The organism is Xenorhabdus ehlersii (genome assembly GCF_003610465.1).
Lineage (GTDB): Bacteria > Pseudomonadota > Gammaproteobacteria > Enterobacterales > Enterobacteriaceae > Xenorhabdus > Xenorhabdus ehlersii.
The window spans coordinates 248,285-270,556 of the sequence record NZ_RAQI01000002.1 but is presented as its reverse complement, the minus strand read 5'-3'; the positions used below and the strand labels follow the sequence as shown (position 1 = coordinate 270,556).

The following is a 22,272-nucleotide window of genomic DNA, read 5'->3' as shown; positions in this document are numbered from 1 at the left end:
TTTTTAACCCAACAAATCCCCCTACTTAACAACATTATTACTAAGTAGGGGGATAACCTTCATTTATTGATATACAAAAGTAATTGTTGCTGTTGCATCTGCTTTGCCCGGCTTAATTTCTGCTTCCGTTTGGATATAACGGGCAACTAATGGGATGGTTATATTTCCACCAGACTGAGTGGAGCCAAATACAACTGGGGTACGCATCGTTACGGGGCGGTTTTGATATAATATCTGTAAACCAACCCCTTTTGCCGTGACGTTGTCACTATAGTCTAATGCCCAGATATCTTGGGTATTCCAGTTTGCAGGCCGTCCATCCAGCGTCAGTCCAATATTTACATTAGCATCGCAATTTATATTGATATCAAAACGTTGTGTTCCCACTGTACTGTAAATGCCGCGGAAATCGCTTTTTTTAATATCACCCATATTGACTGCAATCATCTTTTGATTGAGAGAACAACCTTTGGTCATGATATGGGTATTCGACAAATAGAAAGTATGAACAGGGATACTGTGACCTAATGTAGCACGAGTCAGTTTCGCCGACTTGACGGCCCCTGAACCGGTTGTTGGTGCAATCTTGATCAACTGTATGGTTAAATAACCCCATGATTTACCACAATATTGTTTTTTCCATTGAAATTGCAGCGGTGAAGGGCAAGTGAATGGATAGGTCGCCGTTCTGGGCAGCCAATCAATACCATAACGCGGCTCCCAGGTGTTAATACGGATACCAACTCCCGGAACACCGGATTCATAAACGGCATCCTGATTATAGCTTGCAGGTGTAAGATCAGGTTGTTCCCATATTGTAGGCAAGGAAGTATCGCAGAGGGCGATATTACCTTTTTCATCCACCTGATCCAGACGTATTTCTTTGATAGTTGTTCCGATAGGATGGTTCCTGGGAATTGTAATCGTACCAAAAGAAACTGGAGTCATACCAGGTACAAAACCCGCAGAATATTGGCAATAGTAGTTCGCTAAGCTAGAAAAACTACTCATCGTGCCGATGAGAAATGTACTTGCCAATAATAATTTTAATTTGTTGGCCATAGAATAATTTCCACTATTTTTGTTATATATCAAATAAATATACCGACATTGCCATTTGCAAAAGATTATTCGCACGAAACTTCAACCATATACAAACCTGAAGCAGGCTCTTCACCAGAGAGTCGATAGTTGGCATAACACTCTTGTATTTCTTTATATCCCCATTTAACCCATATCCGACCAAATTTAGGAATACCACTGAGATAAACTTGCCCATCATTACTGACAATCGCGCTGTTAGGAGCATCAATATCATGCTGTTTTTCCAGTGTCGCAGTTGCACCAAATGGGATCTCTCTGCCTTGATGAGAAAGTGTCAGTAAAGCGCGATAACCAATACGAGTCTGGAAATTGGCCAGTGTCAGTGAACCTTGGGTTGGAATAATAGTTTGCGTATTGATATCAATATCAACGTTGTTACCCATTGAATGAGTATCCAGCGCAATACGGTTTTTCCGATAACTACTGGCATAAGGCACGATGGCATAGCCTTTCCAGTCAGTTTTGATACCGGTATGGTTTTGTACTTTGACTTCTGAAGCACCATTGGCGCGTACTAATACCGATGTATCCCCTAAAGGTTGGGAAAGGGTGATACCATAAGGATGGGCAACAATCCCGCCATTTAAACCATAAGTAAGTTGCCTGATGTATTTGTCGTAATTGTAACCAGCGTTGACCTGACCATAGGCTCCTTTATATTCAGCGCTGATATTTCCGCCAACGCTTTGATTACGGCCAGTATAATTTTGCTGAATGCTATAAATCAGATTATTATCTTCAAAAGCTGTACCATTTAAGCTGACTTGATGAGACGTATCACTGCTTTTGTTGCTGGTCATGTTATAGCTTACCCAACTGTTTTTCAGCCAACGATCAAGGGGAACCTGCACGCTGAATGAAACGATTTGCTCACTGCGATTTGAACCGGGGAAAGCGCTGTGAGAATAATTCAAGCTATAATTAAATGAATTGTAACTTGTGTTATAACCAGCACTGATATTCCTTTCACAGCCTTTTTGATGCCAATAATCTTGTTGAAAAGCAGATAAATAAATGGTCCCCAAATCACCAAGGGATTGATTAATATGTAATTGCAATTTACTGCGTTTATTGCTGCTCCTTCCATCGATTGCAGTATTCAACTCATTTGCTTCTTTAAAATTGTAAAAACTTTGTGTTGAGTAACGATAACCTGCGAGAGTGAGGTTAGTGCCTGTCTGAGATAGATCTTTGGCATATTGGAAACGGTAAGATTGACCATAATTGTTGGGTTTCGACATTAAATGAGTTTTGGCGTAGGTCACATCAAAGGAAAGGGAACCCCAGTCAGAGAGGCTATAGCCTGTACCCAAAGCAACGGATTGATAATCTTTTGCAATCGTGGTTCCACCATAGGCAGTGACATGATTAGAAATACCATAAATCACCGTACCCTGCATGAAATAGGGTGCTTTCCCATGGTGAGAATTAGATTGGTATTTTCCCAAAGTCAGCGAATGTCGCAGGCTATTTTCCCGTAACATAATCGGCACAGTGGAAAAAGTTTGCACAGAACGATGTTCTTTTCCATCAGCTTCTTTGACAATGACCTCTATATCTCCGGTTGAAGTTGTTGGATAGAGGTCATTGATAACAAAAGGACCTGGAGAAACGTAGGATTCATAGATAATGTAACCATTTTGTTTGATGGTGACTTGGGCATTGCTTTGGGCAATTCCTCTAATTATCGGCGCAAATCCTTTTAAGCTATCGGGCAACATCTTGTCATCGGAAGACAATTGCATACCGCGAAACTGAAAACTATCAAATATAAGTGAAGGTGTGTAACTGTCTCCAAATACTAATTGGCTTTTCAGTGCATGAATATCTCTCTGAAGGTATATATTGATATTCTGCCATTTTCTATCTTGACTACTGTAAGTGGAATAATTGCGCAAACGCCATGCTTCCCAATTAACGCCCGTTCTAAGGTTGAGAAAATGGTTTTTTGTTGAACCTACTTGATCATCCTGCCAAGTCATGGAGCCACTATAGCTATAGTTGACTAACAGGGACGTTAATCCCTGATCCCACAAATGAGGTGGCACGTAGTCTCTCGCCTGACTCTTCAAGGCTGCCTGGGGAATACTGATATCCAGCCGCTGATGTTTGAAATCGAAAGACGTCGATGCAGATGGAATATATTGACCAAGATCAGCAAGTTCCGTTTCTGGCGACAAAGTAAGCAGCGTGGGGGATGACTCAATATTCACCCCCATTTCTCTGAGTTGTTGTATCTTAATTTTGGGAAATAGCTTGTTATTGACGATAATAAAATCGACATTCCCCGTATCTACTTTTTCTCGATTAAGATAAATATCTACCCAATAACGTCCGGGAGGCTGCTGATCATCTTGAGTAAAGATAGATAGATCAATATCTTCAAAACCTGAATGGATTTCCAGTGCATTGATGTTGAAATACTCTTCAGCGTGAGCCTTATTGTTATACATCCAAAGAGATGTGGTTAACAATGCACAAAGAGGCACCTTACAATATAGACAATGCAAGCTTAGCTTGATAAGTAACGTCCAATTATGAGGACTATTTTGTTGAAGATAATGACGATAGTTATTCATAATAAATTTTTAATTTTGATATACCAACTATCCTACAACTCACGTCTTTCTTCTGGTGTTACGCCACCAAAATCATTAATCGTTTTCCAGGTCACTCGATTGATATTTTTAATAGGAATATCCCAATTCTCTTGTTGAAACGGTGGGATCATCCCCGCAGATTTAATCTCATAATTTTCTACATTATTGCCGGTGGTCAACGCAGAAAAAGAGATATAGTAGGGCGTTGGATTTTCTGCAATGAGTTTGTGTCCATTGGTTTTGAACTTCAGAGCCTTATAAGCAATACCGGCATTGCCGGCTAAGTTGGCAGGGCGATAGAATAACTTAAACCGGGATTTTACCGTGATTTGCAATTGATTCTGTTCTGATTTGGTTGTGGCAGGAATAGACTTAATATTGAGCCAGAACAAAGATTCTTTGTCATCAGGTAATTCATTGCCAATTTTAACAATTCGTAAAACATTCTCATTCTCAGCTGTTAATTTAAAAAGTGGGGGAGTGATAATAAAAGGGGCTTTAGTTTCATCATCTTCACCTTGAACCCACGATTGAATGAGGTAAGAGATGTCAGTTTCTGGATTGCTAATAGAAATAGAGGTTTCTTTCTGGTCACTAATATAAACAACACGTGTGCCGCCAATGACGACTCCAGCAAAAGAGATATTCGTATTAAAAATGCAGATAAGAATAAAAATTAAAATGCGAAAGTATTTCAAAGTGGTCGCTCCAAACAATATTTAGACCAGAGTGATATTGTTTTGGCTTCCCTGCCATAACTTCCTTTGGTTATAGTTAGTTAGTTATAGATAATAGTGAAGTTAGCGACTGCGTCACCCGCACCTGGAGTCACGGTTTCAGCCGTTGCCATGTATTTGGCAACGAATTTCAATTCCTCTGTCTTTCTCTGCGAGAAATACTGAGGACGTGAATTTTCTGCCAGATTGATCATGGTATTACTGTCATCTTCATAAAGTGCAATGGCGATACCTTGGGCAGGATTCTCTCCTCCATTACTGTTTAACGCTAAAAGTCTGCTACTGGCTCTATCTGGCTGGCCGTCAAATTTGACCTGAGCTTGTTGATAATCTTTCGGGCAGTCGGTCAATTTGATACTAAAACGGGTAGCGGCAGAAGTACTATAAGCCCCAGCAAATGAACTCGAGCTGATAGTTCCCATATTTACGGTCTGATTAGCTGAATTTGAATCGACTTTACAGGCAGTGGCGGTAATTTTTCCCGTAAATTTAATTTGCCCATCAGCAGCATGAGCCGTGGACATAAATACCGATGAAACAAATAAAGATGAAATAATTAACTTGGTTTTCATTTTTTAATGCATCCCACCTCTGAAGAACTTATTCGACAGAGAAACAGATTATTGAGTTAATGTTTGTTCCGTATATAAATACAGCAACGGATTGCCTAGGTTTACTTCTAAAAAATAACAAAGAAACAACAGTTAATATTTTCTCATCAGCAGATGAGGTAAAAAATATAGTAGCGAGTAATTAAAAAAGATCAAAATAATAACTTGACTAATCTCATAATTTGAAGTTTTAAGCTATTAGGCGAAAATTAATAGAATTGTTATGCATAACATAGATTTTTTTCTGAACATCAATGAGTTTTTATTCTGTTTTATAAGATTAATTATTATTTACTGACATTTTGTAAAAATAAAAATGATGCAAGACATATAATATATTTGAATTTTACTTTTTTGTTAAAATTTTAAATAAATATTATATATTTATTATTTATTTGTAACTAGTCTTTTGTTCTTTAATTTTTGTATCTGATTATTTTAATAATGTAAGACGTTAAATCTATTTTTAGGCTAAATGAAAATGAATTGCATTTGCTTAAAGTTAACTTTTTATTGATAAAGCCTTTATGATAAATACTCTGCCATAGTTCAAGTTCTATATATTTGAAGAATATATAGATATAAAAGCAGAATTAATTTTTATGGTTTGGTTACAAAATGATCTGAGTCTTACTTCTTTAGTTACAACATACTTATCAATTCTTTTTTTCATCCATAATCAACCATTATCTTTTCAAAATAGAAAAAGGGACATTAAAAAACCGGCACAAAGGCCGGATTCTTTGGAATAGTTAATTTTTTAAGTTTTGCGGCGATTTTCGCGATTGGGAAACCTGTTGCCTTGGAAGCCAAATTAGTGCATTAATTGCCATGTAGACGGGAGCGCTATCAAGAACAAAACCACAATAGTCGATTTTTCTGTAACCGTTAATGGTACTCTTTCCTGATTTTGTCTGCGAGCGTACAGAAAAACCAGCAATCCGGGAACGTATAGTACTACCGAAAGTAAGAGGTTCATGAGCCCCGAAGCATAAAGTAACCATAACCCATAAGTACAAGAACCAAGAGCAATAAAGAGTAAAGCACGGCTACCACGTTGAAAGGCAACTTTCACTAAAAATGCCCCGACAAGAAAGTAGGGGACAAGTATCATCTCAGAAGCAATAGAGAGTAATGTATTGTAATTACTGCCGCTTAACCAAATTAAAACCAAAGAGAGTTGAACCGCACCATTTGTGATCCAAAGTGATGACTCAGGTGCTTTCCTGCTGTTTTGTTTTTTGAATACTTTAGGGAATGAACCGTGTAAGGAAGCGATAAATGGTACTTCTGCTGCCATGATTGTCCAGCTTAGGTAAGCACCACAAACAGAGATGATCAAACCAGCAACAATCACAATTTCACCCGCTGAACCTATTAACCCGACCATCAAACTTGCCATAGAAGGGTTACGCATAACCGCTAATTCAGGTCTGGTGACTAACCCTAGTGAAAGCAGCGTAACCAGCACATATACCCCTAATGCTGAAATCACAGCTAGTACAGTTGCGATACCAATATCCTGGCGTCTTTTGGCTCTGGCTGAAACGACAACTGCACCTTCAACACCGATAAAAACCCACAGTGTAATTAGCATCGTGTCTTTAACTTGCTGCCAAACAGGAACGCCCATCTCAATGCCGCTGAAATCAAAAGAAAATACATCCATTTTGAAAGCGATGACAGCTAAGATAATAAATAGGGTCAATGGTAATAATTTTGCCATTGTCGCTAGCAAATTAACTCCCGCAGCCGTTTGTACACCACGCAATACCAGCCAATGAACAAACCAAAGTAAAATAGACTCACCGATTAACGATTGCCAAGTATTGCCATCACCAAAAATTACTGAGTGTTCGGTATCAGTGAAAAAACTTAACGCAGCAAAGACAATAACTAAATAAGAAACATTGGCAATAATGGCACAGAACCAATATCCCCATGCAGAACAGAATCCAACTAACTCCCCAAAACCTTCTCTTGCGTAAGTAAAAATACCGCTATCCAAATCAGGGCGCAGTCGTGAAAGTAAAAGTAAGGAAGTGGCTAAAAAGAGAATACCTATGCCTGTTATTCCCCAACCAATCATTAATGCAGCAGGACTGCCTACTTGCGCCATGTTTTGCGGCAAACTGAATACGCCGGCACCGACCATAGAACTGAGTACCAGTGCGGTCAGAGACGTAAGGCCTAATTTCTTTTCCAAAGATACGTTCCTAAAAAAATATAATCGACACGATTAGCCAGAACACTTGTTCTGAATATCGAACACATATTGGACATTTATTGCATCCATGCGATGGATTGCAGAACGGATTTAGTCGATAAATCTAAAAACAGGGCGATTCTACGGAGTGAAAGGATTGTATGCAATGGTTTACTATGCAAAAAAATATAAATTTTATGCATAAAATTATGCAGAGGAGTAAGAAAACAAATTACGGATAATTTTTCTAATGTGTGTTATTACCTTAATAAACATGGAGATGATTACAGGATAAGCACTTTGGGAAATATTATTTGTATATTTTACGCCATTGAAACAAATAACAAACAATTATGTAAATGGTATTAATGGAAAGGAAGAATAAACAGGATAATCTGCAAATCATGCCGCCATTATAACGTTATTGAATTGTTAATTTATAGGAGGTTATTGAGGCCAATGAATCATGAAATACCAAAGAAATCCGATAAAAAAGGCACAAGTGTTCTTTGTGCCTTTTTCAAAAATGGCTGAACTATAATGTATGATTATTTGAATAAATCTGCACTGATGGTAACGTTACCACCATTAGATTGCCATTCTCGTGTGATATGGTAGTATTTTGCGCCTTTCTCTGCTGCACGCTTAGCAACCTGATAAGAAACTTCAGGTGCAGTAGTGTAATAACCAGAAAAGGTGACGGAATCAAATGGAGCCATCAGAGCGGCGGATGCTTTATTCAACTCTTGAATTTTTGTGCCATCAGGTAAAGTTACAGTGTAACGGCCACCTTTTGATGTCTGGGTTTCAAAAAAGCGACCAACCACATTGCTTGTTGAAGTTGAAGAAGCAACACCTGGAATTTCGACTTTCTTGGCTTCCTCTCCACCTTGAGCCAGAGCCTGGCGTCCTGCTTCAGAATCGGCTGGGATCACAGCTTCACTAGACTGAACCTTACGCTTGGGCGCATCTTCTTTATAAACATACGCTGTGACTATTTGGTTTCCACCATTATTTGGTGCAATGTCACGGACAATAAAGAAAGATGCTGCATCTTTCTTTTTAGCCGCCTTAGCGATAGCTTCTTTCAGGTCAGGATCAGTCGGGAAATAACCATTCACTGTGACAGTATCGAAAGGCTCTAAAGTAATGGCTTCAGTTTTAGGTAACTCTTTGATGCCACGATAGATGCGATAGTTAGGTGTTTTATCTGCTTTTTCCGCATCTTTATAGTACAAATCGGCGACAACACGCAAATTACCTCGTCCATTAAGATCATCAAGACTTTGAATATAAAAACTGTCAGCGCCTTTTTTATCGGCCTGACGGGAAACCGCATCCGCAGCTTCATAAATTGCATTAAAACGACCAGTAACTGAGATCCGCTCAAAAGGTTTAAGCTCTGCCGCTTGTTCTGGAGTTAATTCTTTAGCCGCATGTGCAGCGGTCATCGTGGTTAGTGAGAACACCGCAGTCGCGATGATCGTTGTCTTCAGCTTCATAAAAAATCCTTTCGCCTTGCGCATTAAAATATTTATAACGTGCTGAACATTGTTATGCATCACATAGAACGCAATTATTACATGTAATAATGCCAATTGTCGCAAGAAATTATGCCCTATAAAGAAACGATTGCTAGCTTTTAGTAGATGACACTAAGAATTTTAATAAATATAGTAAGTTATACGATCTAAATAATTGTTTACATTAAAAGGTCATTTTGTTTTTCTGATTTTATGATAATTCTTTGACATTATTTTCATTAAGTTACTATTTGGTATTCTATTGATAGGTTTTGCTGATAGCAGCAATAAAGTCAATCTAATCGTTAAATAGGCATCAACAAGGTAATAATCAGCAATATTTCATTCTTAAAGAAGGAAACATTATGCGTATTGGTGTACCAAAAGAGCGACTTTCCAATGAGGCACGCGTTGCTGCCACACCATCAACCGTGGAGCAATTGCAGAAATTGGGGTTTAACGTCACAGTTGAGACAGGAGCAGGGCAACTTGCTAGTTTTGATGATGTTGCTTATAAAAAAGCAGGAGCTGATATAGCGGAAATCCATCAAGTTTGGCAATCAGATATCATTTTAAAAGTAAACGCCCCTGAAGATGATGAAATTGCTTTAATGAAAGAAGGTGCCACACTAATTAGTTTTATTTGGCCAGCACAAAATCCGCTATTAATAGAAAAATTAGCAGAACGCAAGGTAACTGTTCTTGCTATGGACGCAGTTCCACGCATTTCCCGCGCACAATCTTTAGATGCTCTCAGTTCAATGGCAAATATTGCTGGTTATCGCGCTATTGTCGAATCCGCCCATGAATTTGGTCGTTTTTTCACAGGGCAAATTACAGCGGCAGGCAAAATACCACCAGCTAAGGTCATGATTATTGGCGCGGGGGTTGCCGGATTAGCGGCAATTGGCGCTGCCGGTAGCTTGGGTGCGATTGTCCGTGCTTTTGATACACGACCGGAAGTCAAAGAACAAGTTCAAAGCATGGGAGCTGAATTCTTAGAATTGAATTTTAAAGAAGAAGCAGGCAGTGGTGACGGTTATGCAAAAGTAATGTCAGAAGCTTTTATCAAAGCAGAAATGGAACTGTTTACTGCACAAGCAAAAGAAGTAGACATTATCGTTACAACAGCATTGATTCCGGGGAAGCCGGCACCACGACTTATCACAAAAGAGATGGTTGATTCCATGAAACCTGGTAGCGTGATTGTTGATCTGGCTGCCCAAAATGGCGGTAACTGTGAATATACGCAAGCCAATAAGCTTGTCGTTACAGCAAATGGGGTGAAAATTATTGGCTATACCGACCTGCCCAGCCGATTGCCCACCCAATCATCACAACTCTATGGATCAAACTTAGTCAATTTGCTGAAACTACTGTGCAAAGAAAAAAATGGAGAAATCATCATTGATTTTGATGATGTTGTTGTACGTGGCGTCACTGTCATTAAACAAGGTGAAATCACATGGCCAGCTCCACCTATCCAGGTTTCAGAGCAATCAATAACTACCAAGCCGACATCAGTAAAAAAAGAGGAGAAACCAGCAGAAAAGCCCAAATCTCCATGGCTGAAGTATGGAGCGCTCGCGCTAGTAATAATTTTGTATGGCTGGTTAGCACATGTTGCACCGAAAGAATTCTTATCTCATTTTACTGTTTTTGCCTTGTCCTGTGTGGTGGGATATTACGTTGTCTGGAATGTCAGCCATTCGTTGCATACGCCATTAATGTCCGTCACCAACGCTATTTCAGGGATAATTGTAGTTGGTGCTGTACTGCAAATTGGTGAAGGGGGATGGGTGAGTTTCTTCTCATTCATTGCTGTGTTAATTGCCAGCATCAATATTTTTGGTGGCTTTACTGTCACTCAACGTATGCTGAAAATGTTTCGTAAAGGATAAGGGGTAAAACTTATGTCGAACGGAGTAATATCGCACGGAATAGTGACAGCAGCCTATATTGTTGCCGCCATTTTGTTCATTTTCAGCCTTGCCGGACTTTCCCGCCACGAAAGCGCCAGACGCGGTAACATTTTTGGTATCGTTGGTATGGCAATTGCGCTGGTTGCCACAATCTTAGGGCCTGATACTGGCAAAATTGGCTGGATTATTTTAGCGATGGTCATCGGGGCAGTTATTGGTATTCGTCTTGCCAAAAAAGTGGAGATGACTGAAATGCCAGAATTGGTGGCTATCCTGCACAGTTTTGTCGGATTGGCGGCGGTTCTGGTTGGGTTCAATAGTTTTATCACCCATGAGAATTTTGCCAGCTCCATTATGGAAAATATTCATCTGACAGAAGTTTTCCTTGGGGTATTTATTGGTGCTGTAACCTTCACTGGCTCGGTTGTCGCATTTGGTAAATTACGTGGGAAAATCTCATCCAAGCCATTGGTGCTGCCACATCGGCACAAACTTAATCTGGCAGCATTGGTTGTATCCTTGATCTTAATGTTCACCTTTATCAAAACAGAAAGTGTTGGCTTGCAAGTCTTCACTTTACTGGTGATGACAGTTATCGCTCTCGCTTTTGGCTGGCATTTAGTTGCCTCGATTGGCGGTGCAGATATGCCGGTCGTTATTTCCATGCTGAACTCATATTCAGGCTGGGCGGCTGCGGCAGCCGGTTTCATGTTAAGTAATGACTTGTTGATCGTCACAGGCGCTTTAGTGGGTTCTTCGGGGGCAATCCTTTCTTATATTATGTGTAAGGCGATGAACCGTTCCTTTATCAGTGTCATTGCTGGTGGTTTCGGTACAGATGGCAGTTCTTCAGGGGATGATCAAGAGCTAGGAGAGTACCGCGAAACAACTGCGGAAGATGTCGCTGAACTGTTGAAAAATTCCACTTCCGTTATCATTACTCCAGGCTACGGTATGGCAGTTGCTCAAGCGCAGTATCCTGTGCATGACATTACAGCGAAATTACGTGAGAAGGGCATAAATGTTCGCTTTGGCATTCACCCCGTTGCGGGACGGTTGCCAGGTCATATGAACGTATTACTTGCTGAAGCTAAAGTTCCTTACGATATTGTCTTGGAAATGGATGAAATTAATGACGATTTTTCTGAAACGGATACGGTTTTAGTGATAGGAGCCAATGACACCGTAAACCCAGCCGCTCAGGAAGATCCTTCAAGCCTTATTGCTGGCATGCCAGTTTTGGAGGTTTGGAAAGCACAAAATGTCATCGTATTTAAACGTTCGATGAATACGGGATATTCCGGAGTACAAAATCCATTATTCTTTAAAGATAATACACAAATGTTGTTTGGTGATGCTAAAGAAAGTGTAGAAGCCATTCTTCGGGCTTTATAACTCAAATAACCTCGAATAAGTATCCGCCTGTTATTCAGGGGATACTTATTTGAGATTTTAGGGGGTGCTGTTAATATTTTCTACCTTCATAGAAGGCATAATAATATCCATTACCACAACTTTTACCACCTATTTTTAAATACCATGTGATTTTGGTCTTCTTATCAGTAAATGCATTAGCAAAACTATTGCCTTTATGAATAACATATTGAGTATAAATATCGCCATTCTTTTGTGGAACTTGATCTACAACAGAACATCCGAAGCTTTTTCCTGAGGCCGATGCAGTCCCAATTCCTCCGAGCAATACTGCTGATAACGCCCCAACTGCCAATAATTTCTTTAACATAAACATTCTCCTGTAATAGTTTTAGAATTTAGAACTTAAATATATTACTGATAACGTCTTACTTGATAACGCACGCTAAATCTAAATCACCACCTGGCGATATTGCAATTTCAAAATTTAGAAACTGATTGTATTTTTATATTCTGGATTAGAAATATAATCTCTATTATCATAATTTATGATCAATAATTATTTGGCTATTATTTTCATGAGGAGAATAAATTATTGGTAATTGCAATGTCATGTACAATAACAATATTTATTTAATGCAATCTAATTATCCGCTTATTAATTAAGTTGAAAATTGGATCTATTTTATAAAGATAGATATTAAAGCAAGGGGATATTATAAAAATAATGGATACTATAAATTCGATTTATCCCACAATACCAATATCGCCGGTTATCAATATGCAGCGATTAACCCGTGTTTATCAACAGGGTGGAGAGGGGGAAGTCCCGATTCTAAAAAATATAACGGCACAAATTTATGCTGGTCAAAGCTGTGCTATTGTCGGAACATCAGGTTCAGGTAAAAGCACCTTATTGAATATCCTTGGCTTACTGGATAAGCCCACCTCAGGTGAGTATTTTCTTTGTGGTGTTGATATGTCAACAGCAGATACTGACCTCAGAGCCAGAATGCGCAATAAAGAAATTGGTTTTGTTTTTCAAAGTTTTCATTTGTTAGCTGGAATGACAGCGACAGAAAACGTTGCTCTGCCACTTCTTTACCGCGGTATTTCTGCCTCACAAGCCTATAAAATTGCCAGAGAAAAACTACATTTGGTTGGTCTATCACATCGTGTAGCTCATTATCCGGCAGATCTATCCGGCGGGCAGCGACAACGAGTGGCGCTCGCCAGAGCGTTGGCCGGAGAACCTTCGTTACTGCTGGCTGATGAACCTACCGGTAATCTGGATCGCCAAACCGCAGAAGAAATTTTATTGCTACTTTCTTCCCTTCATACAGACAAAGCGATGACGCTGGTCGTAATAACCCATGATGCTATGGTTGCGAACCATATGCAGCGCGAATTACGCATTATTGACGGTCAGTTGCATGAAACCAGAGGGATGACAATACATGCATGATAGCAACTATGGCATGTCGATATTAATGATCTGGAGAGAAGCCTGGCGTAATTTAATGGCAACGGGGAGAAGTACTCTACTTGCTTTATCGGGTATTGCTATTGGTTGCGCTTCTGTTGTGGCATTTGTTAATACCGGACATAACGCTACACTTGCTGCGTTGAAGATGTTCAGCGGGCTTGATATCAATGTCATTACAGCAGACTTGAACTCCTATAATCATGGCGTTGATAATCAGTCAATTAAAATGGCCGACCTGACAACAGCGATTCCTGGTTTATCTTCCGCCGCCCCCTGGATCTATTATCCTTCTCCTGGGCGCTATAACGGAAAAACAGAAACGTTTACCATGATAGGCTCCTCTGCGGAACTTGAAGAAGTCATGCAATTGCGACTTCGTTATGGCCGATTTATCACTGATTATGATCAGCACTCTCCTTATGTGGTTATTGGTAATGAAGTCGCCGTTACCCTTGGTGAAGGGGAGCCATCCCGTATACTTGGCAAGCAGATTCAGCTTGGCAATTATTTATACACCGTGATTGGCATTTTCGATATAAAAGGGCAAAACCCTATCTTTCCTTTTTCGTTGGATTCGGTGATGATTGCACCTATCAATGCCATGCGGAAAATCTCACCTAATACCGATCTGAATGGCATCATCGCTCGCACTATAACGACCGCAACCACAGAGAGCGATGCGAAGGATTTATTGGCGTTGCTCAAACACAAGTTTCCGGCGGTTGATATTGATGTTCGGGTAGCCCAGCAATTACTGAAAGGGCAGACAGAACAAAGTAAAACCTTTTCTTTTATGTTGATCGGGTTGGCGGGAATTTCGCTGCTTACCGGCGGCATTGCAATTTCAAATGTGATGTTGATGAACGTTTCAGCCCGACGAAAAGAGATCGGGTTACGTATGGCTTTAGGCGCAAGAACTCAGGATATCCGGCGCCTTTTTTTGTATGAAGCCGCTGCATTGACTTTAGCCGGTGCAATCCTTGGTACACTGACAGGTATTATCGTCTCCTTTCTTTTTGTCCTTTATTCTGGCTGGTCATTTTCTTTAGCCCCTTTATCTATTCCTCTAGGGATAGGTAGTTCAATCATGGCGGGACTTATCTCCGGTTTTTATCCCGCACATAAAGCCTCTCAAATGGAACCCGTACAGGCATTACGTGATGATTAAAAAATATTTTCTTTATGGCTCTCTGACCTTGTTTCTCCTTTTTCCTCAAACAGGACTGCCTGTATCTGAACAGGAACGAAAACCTGATTACAGTTTGCGGTGGGAAGCCTCAGGAGAGACTATAGGCTTGTCGTTAAGTGATGCAATATCGCTTGGTTTAAGAAATAACTATGCGATACGTAGTGTTTATCTGGATCGTATCGCCCAGAAATTTGATTTACGGGTGGCAGAAGATCGATTTACACCAAAGCTACAGCTAAGCGGGCGTTACACTGCGGGCAAAAATCAGGATGCAACTTTCAGGAAAACTGACCTTTCCCCGAATGCCACACTGCTTACTCCTTTGGGAACGAGTTTTACTCTTTCTTGGGCTCGTGAAAACACGAGATCTAGGGTAAATAACTTTCACAATGATGGTGCAAGTATTACTGTGATACAGCCTCTCTTACGAGGAGCAGGAACCGATGTTAATAATGCTCCGATCTTATTGGCTAAACTCCAGGAACAAATCAATCGACTGAATTTAAAAGCGACTATTTCCGATTCAATCACGCAAATTATCTTCGCATACCATGCGTTACTCCGTGCTCAGGAGCAACAATCATTATCAGTCGCTTCCCTTAAGCGTATGCAAAAATTAGTCGAGATTAATAAAGAGTTGATTGATGCAGGCAGGATGGCCCAGACAGATATAATACAAACGCAGGCTGATCTGGCCATGCAGGAGCTTTCGGCAAAAGAGGCAGAAAATAATGTACATTCCACGAAGCTGGCATTACTTAAGTTACTCGCTCTAAACCATAAAACTCCCATCTATGCTACAGATACGCTAAAAGGAACGCATATAAGTCTGAATATCGAACAATCAATTGCAAAGGCGCAAGCACAACAGCCTGATTACCTTATTCAATTACTTTCTGCAAAAACAGCAGACATTCAATTATTGCAAGCCCGAAATAATCGGCTGTGGGATTTATCATTGGTTGGCGGTGTATCTCAGCAACGTTCATCATCTTCTGAAACCCGAAACTGGGAAAATTTTGTAGGTATAAAACTGGATATTCCAATCGGAGATATGACCCAGAAACAAGCAGAAGTTCAAGCTAAAGTAAATGTCCAGAAACAAGCCTTACACCTGGAAGAGGCAAAAACAAATTTGGAACAAAAAATAATCAATGCAATTCGTGATACAGAATCACGCTGGCAGGAATATCAATTAGCGATAAAAGCCAGTTCACTTTCTCAGAAAAAACTCGAAATTGAACAGGAAAAATTACAGGCTGGCCTATCCAGCAACTTTCAAGTTCTGAGTTTTGAAACCGACCTAAGAAATGCCGAAAATGCACGCCTGAATACACTTATTCAGTATCTCAATGCTCAGGCTGAACTGGATCACCTTCTTGGCACAACACTGGAAAGTTGGGAGATAACACTCAATGATTAAACGTTATCGATGGGCCATTGCTGGCATACTTGTTGTTGTGGCTTGTTTTTTTACCTTTTTATCCTTAAAGCAATCGCCAGCTCAGGAGTCAGTACAATGGATTGAGGTAAAACAAGCTGTTATAGAAAAACGACTTGGCTTGGTTGGTCACCTACAATCCGCACGTCTTGAAACCATACCCGCTCCATTTGATGCAATTATTAAACAAGTTTTGGTCAAAGAAGGGCAGTGGGTGAAAGCTGGTCAGGCATTAGTTACGCTTGATACCCGAAAGATTGATATTGAGCTTCGGCAAGCGCAAGTTGAGATGATCAAAGCCTCATCAGTCGTTGACCAATTACATGACTGGGAGAACAGCCAGGAAGTGATCCGGGCCAGAAGAAATGTTGAAAATGCAAACCATATGGTTATAGAACTGAAAAATAATCTCACCAAAACACAAGCTCTGTTTTCACGGGGCATTGTGCCAAAAATGGAAGTGGAAACCCTCCAGCAGCAACTTCGCCGACAACTAACGGAACTTGCTTCAGTACAGGACGATCTTGCATCCATTCGACAAAAAGGAAACATTAATAACGTGCGCGTTGCAGAAATGGAGCTTCAGAATGCAACAAGCCGTTATCAGGCGTTACAAGAACAATACTTGCATAAAGAAATCAAAGCGCCATTTTCGGGTGTCATACTTAGGGCTGCACAGGGAGAAAGTAAGAAACTCTTGACGATTCAGACAGGAGTTAGAGTGACCGAAGGGATGCCATTGCTGGAAATTATGGACACAACCCAATATCAGGTACTGGCGCAGGTAGAAGAAACCGATCTCGCCAAAATTAAAGAAGGGCAGGCAGTAAAAATCAGTGGTGAAGGGTTTTCTGAGAACCCTCTGGATGGAGAAATTGAAACCATTGCGATGCAAAGCGTGAGTACGGATAAACCAGGATCAGCAATTTATTATGATGTTGTGATTAAAGTGACTTCATCCATGAATCAAAGTCATCCCATCAGACCTGGAATGAGTGCCAAAGTCAATATTGTTATTTATCGCAATGAACAAGGAATTGTTGTACCAGAAGCAGCGCTAACTCGCGCTAGCAATGGACAATTAACAATAAATTGGCGCCCGGATTTAAAACGTCAGGCTATATCCCGTCAGATAACCGTTGGGGAAGCTATGCCAGAAGGTATAGAGGTCCATGGGCTAGAAGAGGGATTTATTGCACTGCCGCGTTGATTTTTCAGCCGTATACGCCTATCGAGCGTGTCAGGCGGGTATAAAAGAACAAGTCGTTGATCTTGCTATGAACAACTCAAGTATTTGTGATACTGACCGTGCTTACCTGTAAATCCCCGCCAAATGCAGGCGGCAATCAATGGATGGCTGGGGAAGGTTGTAGTCTGGACTGTTATACCTGTGCAATTACATATAGCATCAAGTCAGATAATTGCCCTGCGAGTAAAATAATTTTTACCCCAAAATAGGCTGATCTCCTAATCAAAACAAACAATCAAAACAAACTACGCTGACCCAGCAGTTTTTGTGATCTGAAAATAATACAACAATATCAAATGGTTATGCGTGATTAGTTAAGTGATTTTTATCACAACCCTTCTACTTATTAAAATATACATTTGAAAAAGTAAGATTCATTGAATAAGATGGCGTGGGTAATTAGCCGTAATTTTTACAGAGCGCAACTATCAAAGCCCCTCCAAATTGAACAAAAATAAACCATAAGGAAAATGAAAATGTCTGTTCCGTTCGACCATGAAAATAACAGAGATAAACAATCATTGATTGTGCCGAACGATTCTCAACAAGAACAGGGTATGCTGATGTCGCTGCCAGCAGCGGGAAGACAGATATATGACAATCCCGCAATTGCCTATCTTGTCAGCCTTGGTTCAAAACGCAGTCGCCAAACTATGAAATCATTTCTGGATATAGTGGCAAAAATGTTGGGATACCAAAATGTACAAGACTGTACTTGGCAAGCACTTCGTCGCCACCATGTTCAAGCAATTATGGAAATGCTTTCAGATTCGGGTAAAGCTCCCGCAACAATTAATATTTATCTTTCTGCCTTGAAAGGAGTTGCGTTGGAAGCATGGTCAATGCAAAAACTCGACACCGACAATTTTCAACATATAAAACAGGTGCGATCTGTCAGAGGAAATCGATTGCCAAAGGGCAGGGCACTTGAGCGTTATGAAATAAAAACTTTATTCTTTACCTGCGAAAATGATATCAGCACAAAAGGGTTACGTGATGCAGCTATCATTGGTGTGCTTGTGGGGTGCGGGCTTCGTCGTTCAGAAATTGTTTCACTCGATATGAAGCACATTATTCGTCGCGAGCAAGCATTAAGAGTGATGGGAAAAGGTAATAAAGAGCGGTTGTCCTATATGCCGGAAGGAACATGGGAACGTTTAAATCGTTGGGTAGATGAAGTGCGTGGAGATCATTCTGGCCCACTTTTTACCCGAATTCGTCGTCATGATGATGTCACTGATAACCGTTTATCAGATCAAGCCATCTATCACATTCTTGAAACACGCAGAATAGAAAGCGGATTGGAAAAATTTGCCCCGCATGATCTGCGCAGGACTTTTGCGTCAGCCATGCTGGACAATGGTGAAGATATCGTAACCGTCAAAGATGCGATGGGACATTCAAGCATTACGACAACCCAAAAGTATGATCGACGTGGAGATGAACGTCTAAGAAATGCCGCCAGAAATCTGAATTTTTGACAGGGAAGATCGCCGTTATACTGCTCTATTTTTGCGAGCAAATAAATATTGTTCGACAGATTGCTTCATTCAATGTTAATTATTTACCTTTCTTAAATAACTATGACAGGTGTATTTGTATGGCCTCAAAAACAACACTTTGGAGTGCTTACGGTTCAACTTCCCTTTTCGTTTTATTATGGAGTAGTGGCGCAATCTTTTCTCGTTGGGGATTGGATCATAGTTCTTCTTTTGCTATTTTGGCGGTGCGTTTTGCGATTGCATTTCTATTTTTGTTAGCATTCTGCATGTTCAAAAAACGTTTCCTTCCAGCTTATGGGAGTAGGAATAAAGTTGCTGCGGTGGGATTATTGATCATTGGAGGATATTCGATTTTTTATTTTCTGGCGTTAGAAAATGGAATAACCCCCGGCATCTTGGCTACGGTAATGGGGATTCAGCCAATTATTACACTTTGGGTGATGGAAAGAAATTTCACAGCTCGCCGTTTAATAGGATTGTTCCTGTCGTTCATCGGATTAGTGCTTGTTGTATTTCAAGGATTGGTTTTGACGAAGTTTTCTTTTTCAGGGACTTTTTTTGCTTTAGCTGCACTGACTTGTATGAGCATCGGAGCCATCTTTCAGAAACAAATCCAGCAAGCGCCCTCCGAAGTATTACCATTACAATATGGTGTAAGTTTATTGCTTTGCCTGTTATTTATACCTTTCAAACCCTTCCATATTGAACCTGTCATTGGTTTTATTGTACCTGCATTATGGCTTGGTTTAGTGATTTCTGTAGTAGCTCAATTATTACTTTATAGACTTATCAGAACAGGTAATTTAGTTAATGTCACTAGTTTGTTTTACCTTGTTCCAGGGGTAACAGCAATAATGGATTACTTATTTTTAGGTAATGCGTTATCTATTTTAAGTATCATTGGGATGTTCGCGATAATAACCGGTTTGGCTCTGGTTTTTCGTAAAAAAAAGCAAATGAAATTAATAATTTCAAATAAATTCAAATGACTAAAATCATTACTATTTATATGGATTATTATGTTGCAGGCTAACAATAATAAAATAACTAAAGATCACCAGAGTTGCTAATTTTTAAAATTTGATTAATCTCAACAGGCGGAAATAATGAATAACATTAAATAACAAAATGGGGGGCAACATGAAAAAATTATCTCATTTAGAATCACCTAAGTCACCCGTCAATGCATTTACCGAGTGGGATCCACTTGAAGAAGTGATTGTTGGTATTGTTGATGGTGCCAGGTTTCCTACATGGCATATGGCACTAGAACCTGTATTACCAGATAATCAGGTTGTTAATTTCCAAAGGAATGCGGGACGTTCTTTTCCTAAAGAACGTATTGAAGCAGCTTCTAGAGAGTTAGAAGAATTTGTTCATATTCTTGCAAGTGAAGGAGTCAAAGTTCGTCGTCCTGATGCTCAAGATCAATCACAAGTATTCGGTGCACCAGGATGGGCAAGTACAGGATTATATTGTGCCATGCCTAGGGATATACTTTTTGTTATTGGTGATAATATTATCGAATGCCCATTGGCATGGCGTTCTCGTTATTTTGAAGCATCGGCCTATAAATCTTTGCTGAAAGAATATTTTAAGGCTGGTGCTAAATGGAGTGCTGCCCCTAAACCGCAATTGACTGATGAACAATATAATTTTAATTGGGAAAAAGAGAGTATAGAACAACAAAAATTCGTTCTTGCAATAACAGAGTTTGAACCCACTTTTGACGCGGCTGATTTTTATCGTTGTGGCAGAGATATAATTGCTCAGAAAAGCCATGTAACAAATGATTTTGGAATTGAATGGCTAAGAAGACATATTGGAGATGAATATCGTATACATGTTTTTGAATTTGATGATCCAAACCCAATGCATATTGACGCAACTTTTGTTCCTATTGCACCAGGGAAGTTACTGATTAACCCTGAAAAAGTATCGAAAATTCCAGAGTTATTTAAAGGCTGGGACGTATTACATGCACCAAAACCGATTATTCCAGATTCTCATCCTTTATATATGACCAGTAAATGGATTAATATGAATATCCTAATGTTGGATGAAAATCGAGTGATCGTAGAAAAGCAAGATGAACCCATGATAGCCGCAATGAAACGTTGGGGGTTCACGCCTATCCCTTGTAATTTCAGAAACTTCAATAGCTTTGGTGGTTCTTTTCATTGTGCAACATTAGATGTCAGGCGCCGAGGCAGTTTGCAATCTTATTTTTAATAATCAACAAACCCCTAATAAAAAATCATTGACAGTGAATATATTGAAAAATAAATCATCATATTTTGTACAATTAAGTATTAATGTCAAAGTATATTCACTGTTGAAATTTTCACAATGAGGTAAATATGAAAATCTGGAAATATTCCACTAAAGATTCCATCATGTTTATTTTTAGCTTGTTAAATATCATTGTAAGTATAATGTTGGCATTATATTGGAGTGGTTTTTCAATTTCAAATTGGCTATTTAATATGGCTATTCTTTCATTTATAGCCACATACAATATTATAGTGATTTCACATTTCTTTAGTCATACGCCATGGTTTATATCGCCAACTATGAATGGTTTTGTTTCTATGCTCAACTCTATCAATATAGGGCAATCAATCCAAGCTTATAAATTTACACATGTTAGAAATCACCATAAATATCATAATGATAATAGTGATCCTATTCAGGATAGTTCGTCAACATTTTTGGGTGGTAAAGATGGGAAACATAATACATTATTGAATTATGCTATCTTAGGTGGATTCAATACCCTTTATAAAATAATTCCTCATATGTTATGGGCAATATTTTCATGGAGAAAACCTTTCAGTCAATATGATCGTGGTTTTGAAAAATTAATTTCAAAAATTGAAATTAATAAGAAGAAAGAACTTATCCAATTGCGTTTGGATCGGCTTGCTATGTTTGTTGGACTAGTTTTTTTCTTTATCTTATCTTGGCAATGGACATTGCTTTGTTATTTACCATCGTTATTAGTCGCTTTTATTTTTGTTAATATTCAAAACTATTATGAACATTATGGAGCAAATCCAGAAAATCAATTTTCCAATTCAGTCAGTTATTATGGGAGATTGTACAACTTATTAACATTTAATGATGGTCACCATCAAGAACACCATATTTCAGGTAGCACACACTGGAGTCTTCTGCCTAAATTGCGGGAAAGATATGCTTCTAAGTTTAAAGAACAGGAGAGAATAGTAAGTCCTGTTCCTGCAATTGTAGGCTTTTTGCATAGGAAACGGAAAATGTTACATAAAACTCAAGAGATAAAAGCGAGAATTCCAAAATAACCAAAAAT

At 39.4% G+C, this 22,272-nt stretch carries 17 protein-coding genes and 1 pseudogene; 11 read left to right on the top strand and 7 right to left on the bottom strand.

Annotated features, from left to right (window positions below; all coding sequences use genetic code 11):
• Window positions 1-63: 63 nt before the first annotated feature.
• The 6 genes from BDE27_RS07190 to ydgH form a co-directional block, all read right to left on the bottom strand.
• Complete coding sequence (locus tag BDE27_RS07190; RefSeq protein ID WP_099132217.1) at window positions 64-1,062, bottom strand: fimbrial protein; 999 nt, start codon at window positions 1,060-1,062, stop codon at window positions 64-66.
• A gap of 65 nt (window positions 1,063-1,127) precedes the next feature.
• Window positions 1,128-3,578: a fimbria/pilus outer membrane usher protein gene (locus BDE27_RS07185; protein WP_244208717.1), complete on the bottom strand. Its 2,451-nt coding sequence runs from the start codon at window positions 3,576-3,578 to the stop codon at window positions 1,128-1,130.
• 137 nt (window positions 3,579-3,715) lie between these two features.
• Complete coding sequence (locus BDE27_RS07180) at window positions 3,716-4,420, bottom strand: fimbrial biogenesis chaperone (protein ID WP_255430609.1); 705 nt, start codon at window positions 4,418-4,420, stop codon at window positions 3,716-3,718.
• 62 nt (window positions 4,421-4,482) lie between these two features.
• Entirely contained in the window at window positions 4,483-5,013 is a 531-nt protein-coding gene (locus tag BDE27_RS07175; RefSeq protein ID WP_099132215.1) for a fimbrial protein, read from the bottom strand.
• Between the two features lie 853 nt (window positions 5,014-5,866).
• Window positions 5,867-7,258: a basic amino acid/polyamine antiporter gene (locus tag BDE27_RS07170; RefSeq protein ID WP_099132214.1), complete on the bottom strand. Its 1,392-nt coding sequence runs from the start codon at window positions 7,256-7,258 to the stop codon at window positions 5,867-5,869.
• 548 nt (window positions 7,259-7,806) lie between these two features.
• Window positions 7,807-8,760: a DUF1471 family protein YdgH gene (ydgH, locus tag BDE27_RS07165; protein ID WP_099132213.1), complete on the bottom strand. Its 954-nt coding sequence runs from the start codon at window positions 8,758-8,760 to the stop codon at window positions 7,807-7,809.
• A gap of 386 nt (window positions 8,761-9,146) precedes the next feature.
• On the opposite strand from ydgH, the gene pntA reads away from it, so the two are divergent.
• Window positions 9,147-10,682: a Re/Si-specific NAD(P)(+) transhydrogenase subunit alpha gene (pntA, locus tag BDE27_RS07160; RefSeq protein ID WP_099132212.1), complete on the top strand. Its 1,536-nt coding sequence runs from the start codon at window positions 9,147-9,149 to the stop codon at window positions 10,680-10,682.
• Between the two features lie 27 nt (window positions 10,683-10,709).
• Window positions 10,710-12,098 carry a Re/Si-specific NAD(P)(+) transhydrogenase subunit beta gene (gene pntB / locus BDE27_RS07155; RefSeq protein WP_099132315.1) on the top strand — a complete coding sequence of 463 codons (1,389 nt, stop codon included), beginning with the start codon at window positions 10,710-10,712 and terminating at the stop codon, window positions 12,096-12,098.
• A gap of 70 nt (window positions 12,099-12,168) precedes the next feature.
• Here the strand turns inward: pntB and BDE27_RS07150 are convergent, their stop codons facing one another.
• Window positions 12,169-12,447, bottom strand: a complete 279-nt coding sequence (locus BDE27_RS07150; RefSeq protein ID WP_099132211.1) for an LCI fold-containing protein — start codon at window positions 12,445-12,447, stop codon at window positions 12,169-12,171.
• A gap of 357 nt (window positions 12,448-12,804) precedes the next feature.
• Here BDE27_RS07150 and BDE27_RS07145 point away from each other — a divergent pair, with 357 nt between their 5' ends.
• The 9 genes and pseudogenes from BDE27_RS07145 (at window position 12,805) to BDE27_RS07105 (ending at window position 22,264) form a co-directional block, all read left to right on the top strand.
• Window positions 12,805-13,542 (top strand): ABC transporter ATP-binding protein, encoded by a 738-nt coding sequence (locus BDE27_RS07145; protein WP_099132210.1) that lies wholly within the window; start codon window positions 12,805-12,807, stop codon window positions 13,540-13,542.
• Window positions 13,535-14,731, top strand: a complete 1,197-nt coding sequence (locus tag BDE27_RS07140) for an ABC transporter permease (RefSeq protein WP_099132209.1) — start codon at window positions 13,535-13,537, stop codon at window positions 14,729-14,731. Before BDE27_RS07145 ends, BDE27_RS07140 begins: the two co-directional genes overlap by 8 nt.
• A complete protein-coding gene (locus BDE27_RS07135; RefSeq protein WP_099132208.1) occupies window positions 14,724-16,175 on the top strand; it encodes a TolC family protein in 1,452 nt (483 codons plus the stop codon). Before BDE27_RS07140 ends, BDE27_RS07135 begins: the two co-directional genes overlap by 8 nt.
• Window positions 16,168-17,403: an HlyD family secretion protein gene (locus BDE27_RS07130; RefSeq protein ID WP_099132207.1), complete on the top strand. Its 1,236-nt coding sequence runs from the start codon at window positions 16,168-16,170 to the stop codon at window positions 17,401-17,403. Before BDE27_RS07135 ends, BDE27_RS07130 begins: the two co-directional genes overlap by 8 nt.
• A pseudogene (locus BDE27_RS07125) lies at window positions 17,393-17,506 on the top strand (IS1-like element transposase); the annotation flags it as partial. The gene BDE27_RS07130 and the pseudogene BDE27_RS07125, both read left to right, overlap by 11 nt.
• Window positions 17,507-17,999: 493 nt before the next feature.
• Window positions 18,000-18,923 (top strand): tyrosine-type recombinase/integrase, encoded by a 924-nt coding sequence (locus BDE27_RS07120; protein WP_420882894.1) that lies wholly within the window; start codon window positions 18,000-18,002, stop codon window positions 18,921-18,923.
• A 119-nt stretch (window positions 18,924-19,042) separates the two neighbouring features.
• Window positions 19,043-19,933: a DMT family transporter gene (locus tag BDE27_RS07115; RefSeq protein ID WP_099132205.1), complete on the top strand. Its 891-nt coding sequence runs from the start codon at window positions 19,043-19,045 to the stop codon at window positions 19,931-19,933.
• A gap of 151 nt (window positions 19,934-20,084) precedes the next feature.
• Complete coding sequence (locus BDE27_RS07110; protein WP_099132204.1) at window positions 20,085-21,176, top strand: amidinotransferase; 1,092 nt, start codon at window positions 20,085-20,087, stop codon at window positions 21,174-21,176.
• A gap of 128 nt (window positions 21,177-21,304) precedes the next feature.
• Entirely contained in the window at window positions 21,305-22,264 is a 960-nt protein-coding gene (locus tag BDE27_RS07105; protein ID WP_099132203.1) for a fatty acid desaturase family protein, read from the top strand.
• Window positions 22,265-22,272 lie beyond the last annotated feature (8 nt).

Coding starts and splice junctions, on each gene's coding strand:
- BDE27_RS07190 (WP_099132217.1), bottom strand. CDS start 1,062: ATGGCCAACAAATTAAAATTATTATTGGCAAGTACATTTCTCATCGGC.
- BDE27_RS07175 (WP_099132215.1), bottom strand. CDS start 5,013: ATGAAAACCAAGTTAATTATTTCATCTTTATTTGTTTCATCGGTATTT.
- ydgH (WP_099132213.1), bottom strand. CDS start 8,760: ATGAAGCTGAAGACAACGATCATCGCGACTGCGGTGTTCTCACTAACC.
- pntA (WP_099132212.1), top strand. CDS start 9,147: ATGCGTATTGGTGTACCAAAAGAGCGACTTTCCAATGAGGCACGCGTT.
- BDE27_RS07150 (WP_099132211.1), bottom strand. CDS start 12,447: ATGTTAAAGAAATTATTGGCAGTTGGGGCGTTATCAGCAGTATTGCTC.
- BDE27_RS07145 (WP_099132210.1), top strand. CDS start 12,805: ATGGATACTATAAATTCGATTTATCCCACAATACCAATATCGCCGGTT.
- BDE27_RS07140 (WP_099132209.1), top strand. CDS start 13,535: ATGCATGATAGCAACTATGGCATGTCGATATTAATGATCTGGAGAGAA.
- BDE27_RS07135 (WP_099132208.1), top strand. CDS start 14,724: ATGATTAAAAAATATTTTCTTTATGGCTCTCTGACCTTGTTTCTCCTT.
- BDE27_RS07130 (WP_099132207.1), top strand. CDS start 16,168: ATGATTAAACGTTATCGATGGGCCATTGCTGGCATACTTGTTGTTGTG.
- BDE27_RS07120 (WP_420882894.1), top strand. CDS start 18,000: ATGCTGATGTCGCTGCCAGCAGCGGGAAGACAGATATATGACAATCCC.
- BDE27_RS07115 (WP_099132205.1), top strand. CDS start 19,043: ATGGCCTCAAAAACAACACTTTGGAGTGCTTACGGTTCAACTTCCCTT.
- BDE27_RS07110 (WP_099132204.1), top strand. CDS start 20,085: ATGAAAAAATTATCTCATTTAGAATCACCTAAGTCACCCGTCAATGCA.
- BDE27_RS07105 (WP_099132203.1), top strand. CDS start 21,305: ATGAAAATCTGGAAATATTCCACTAAAGATTCCATCATGTTTATTTTT.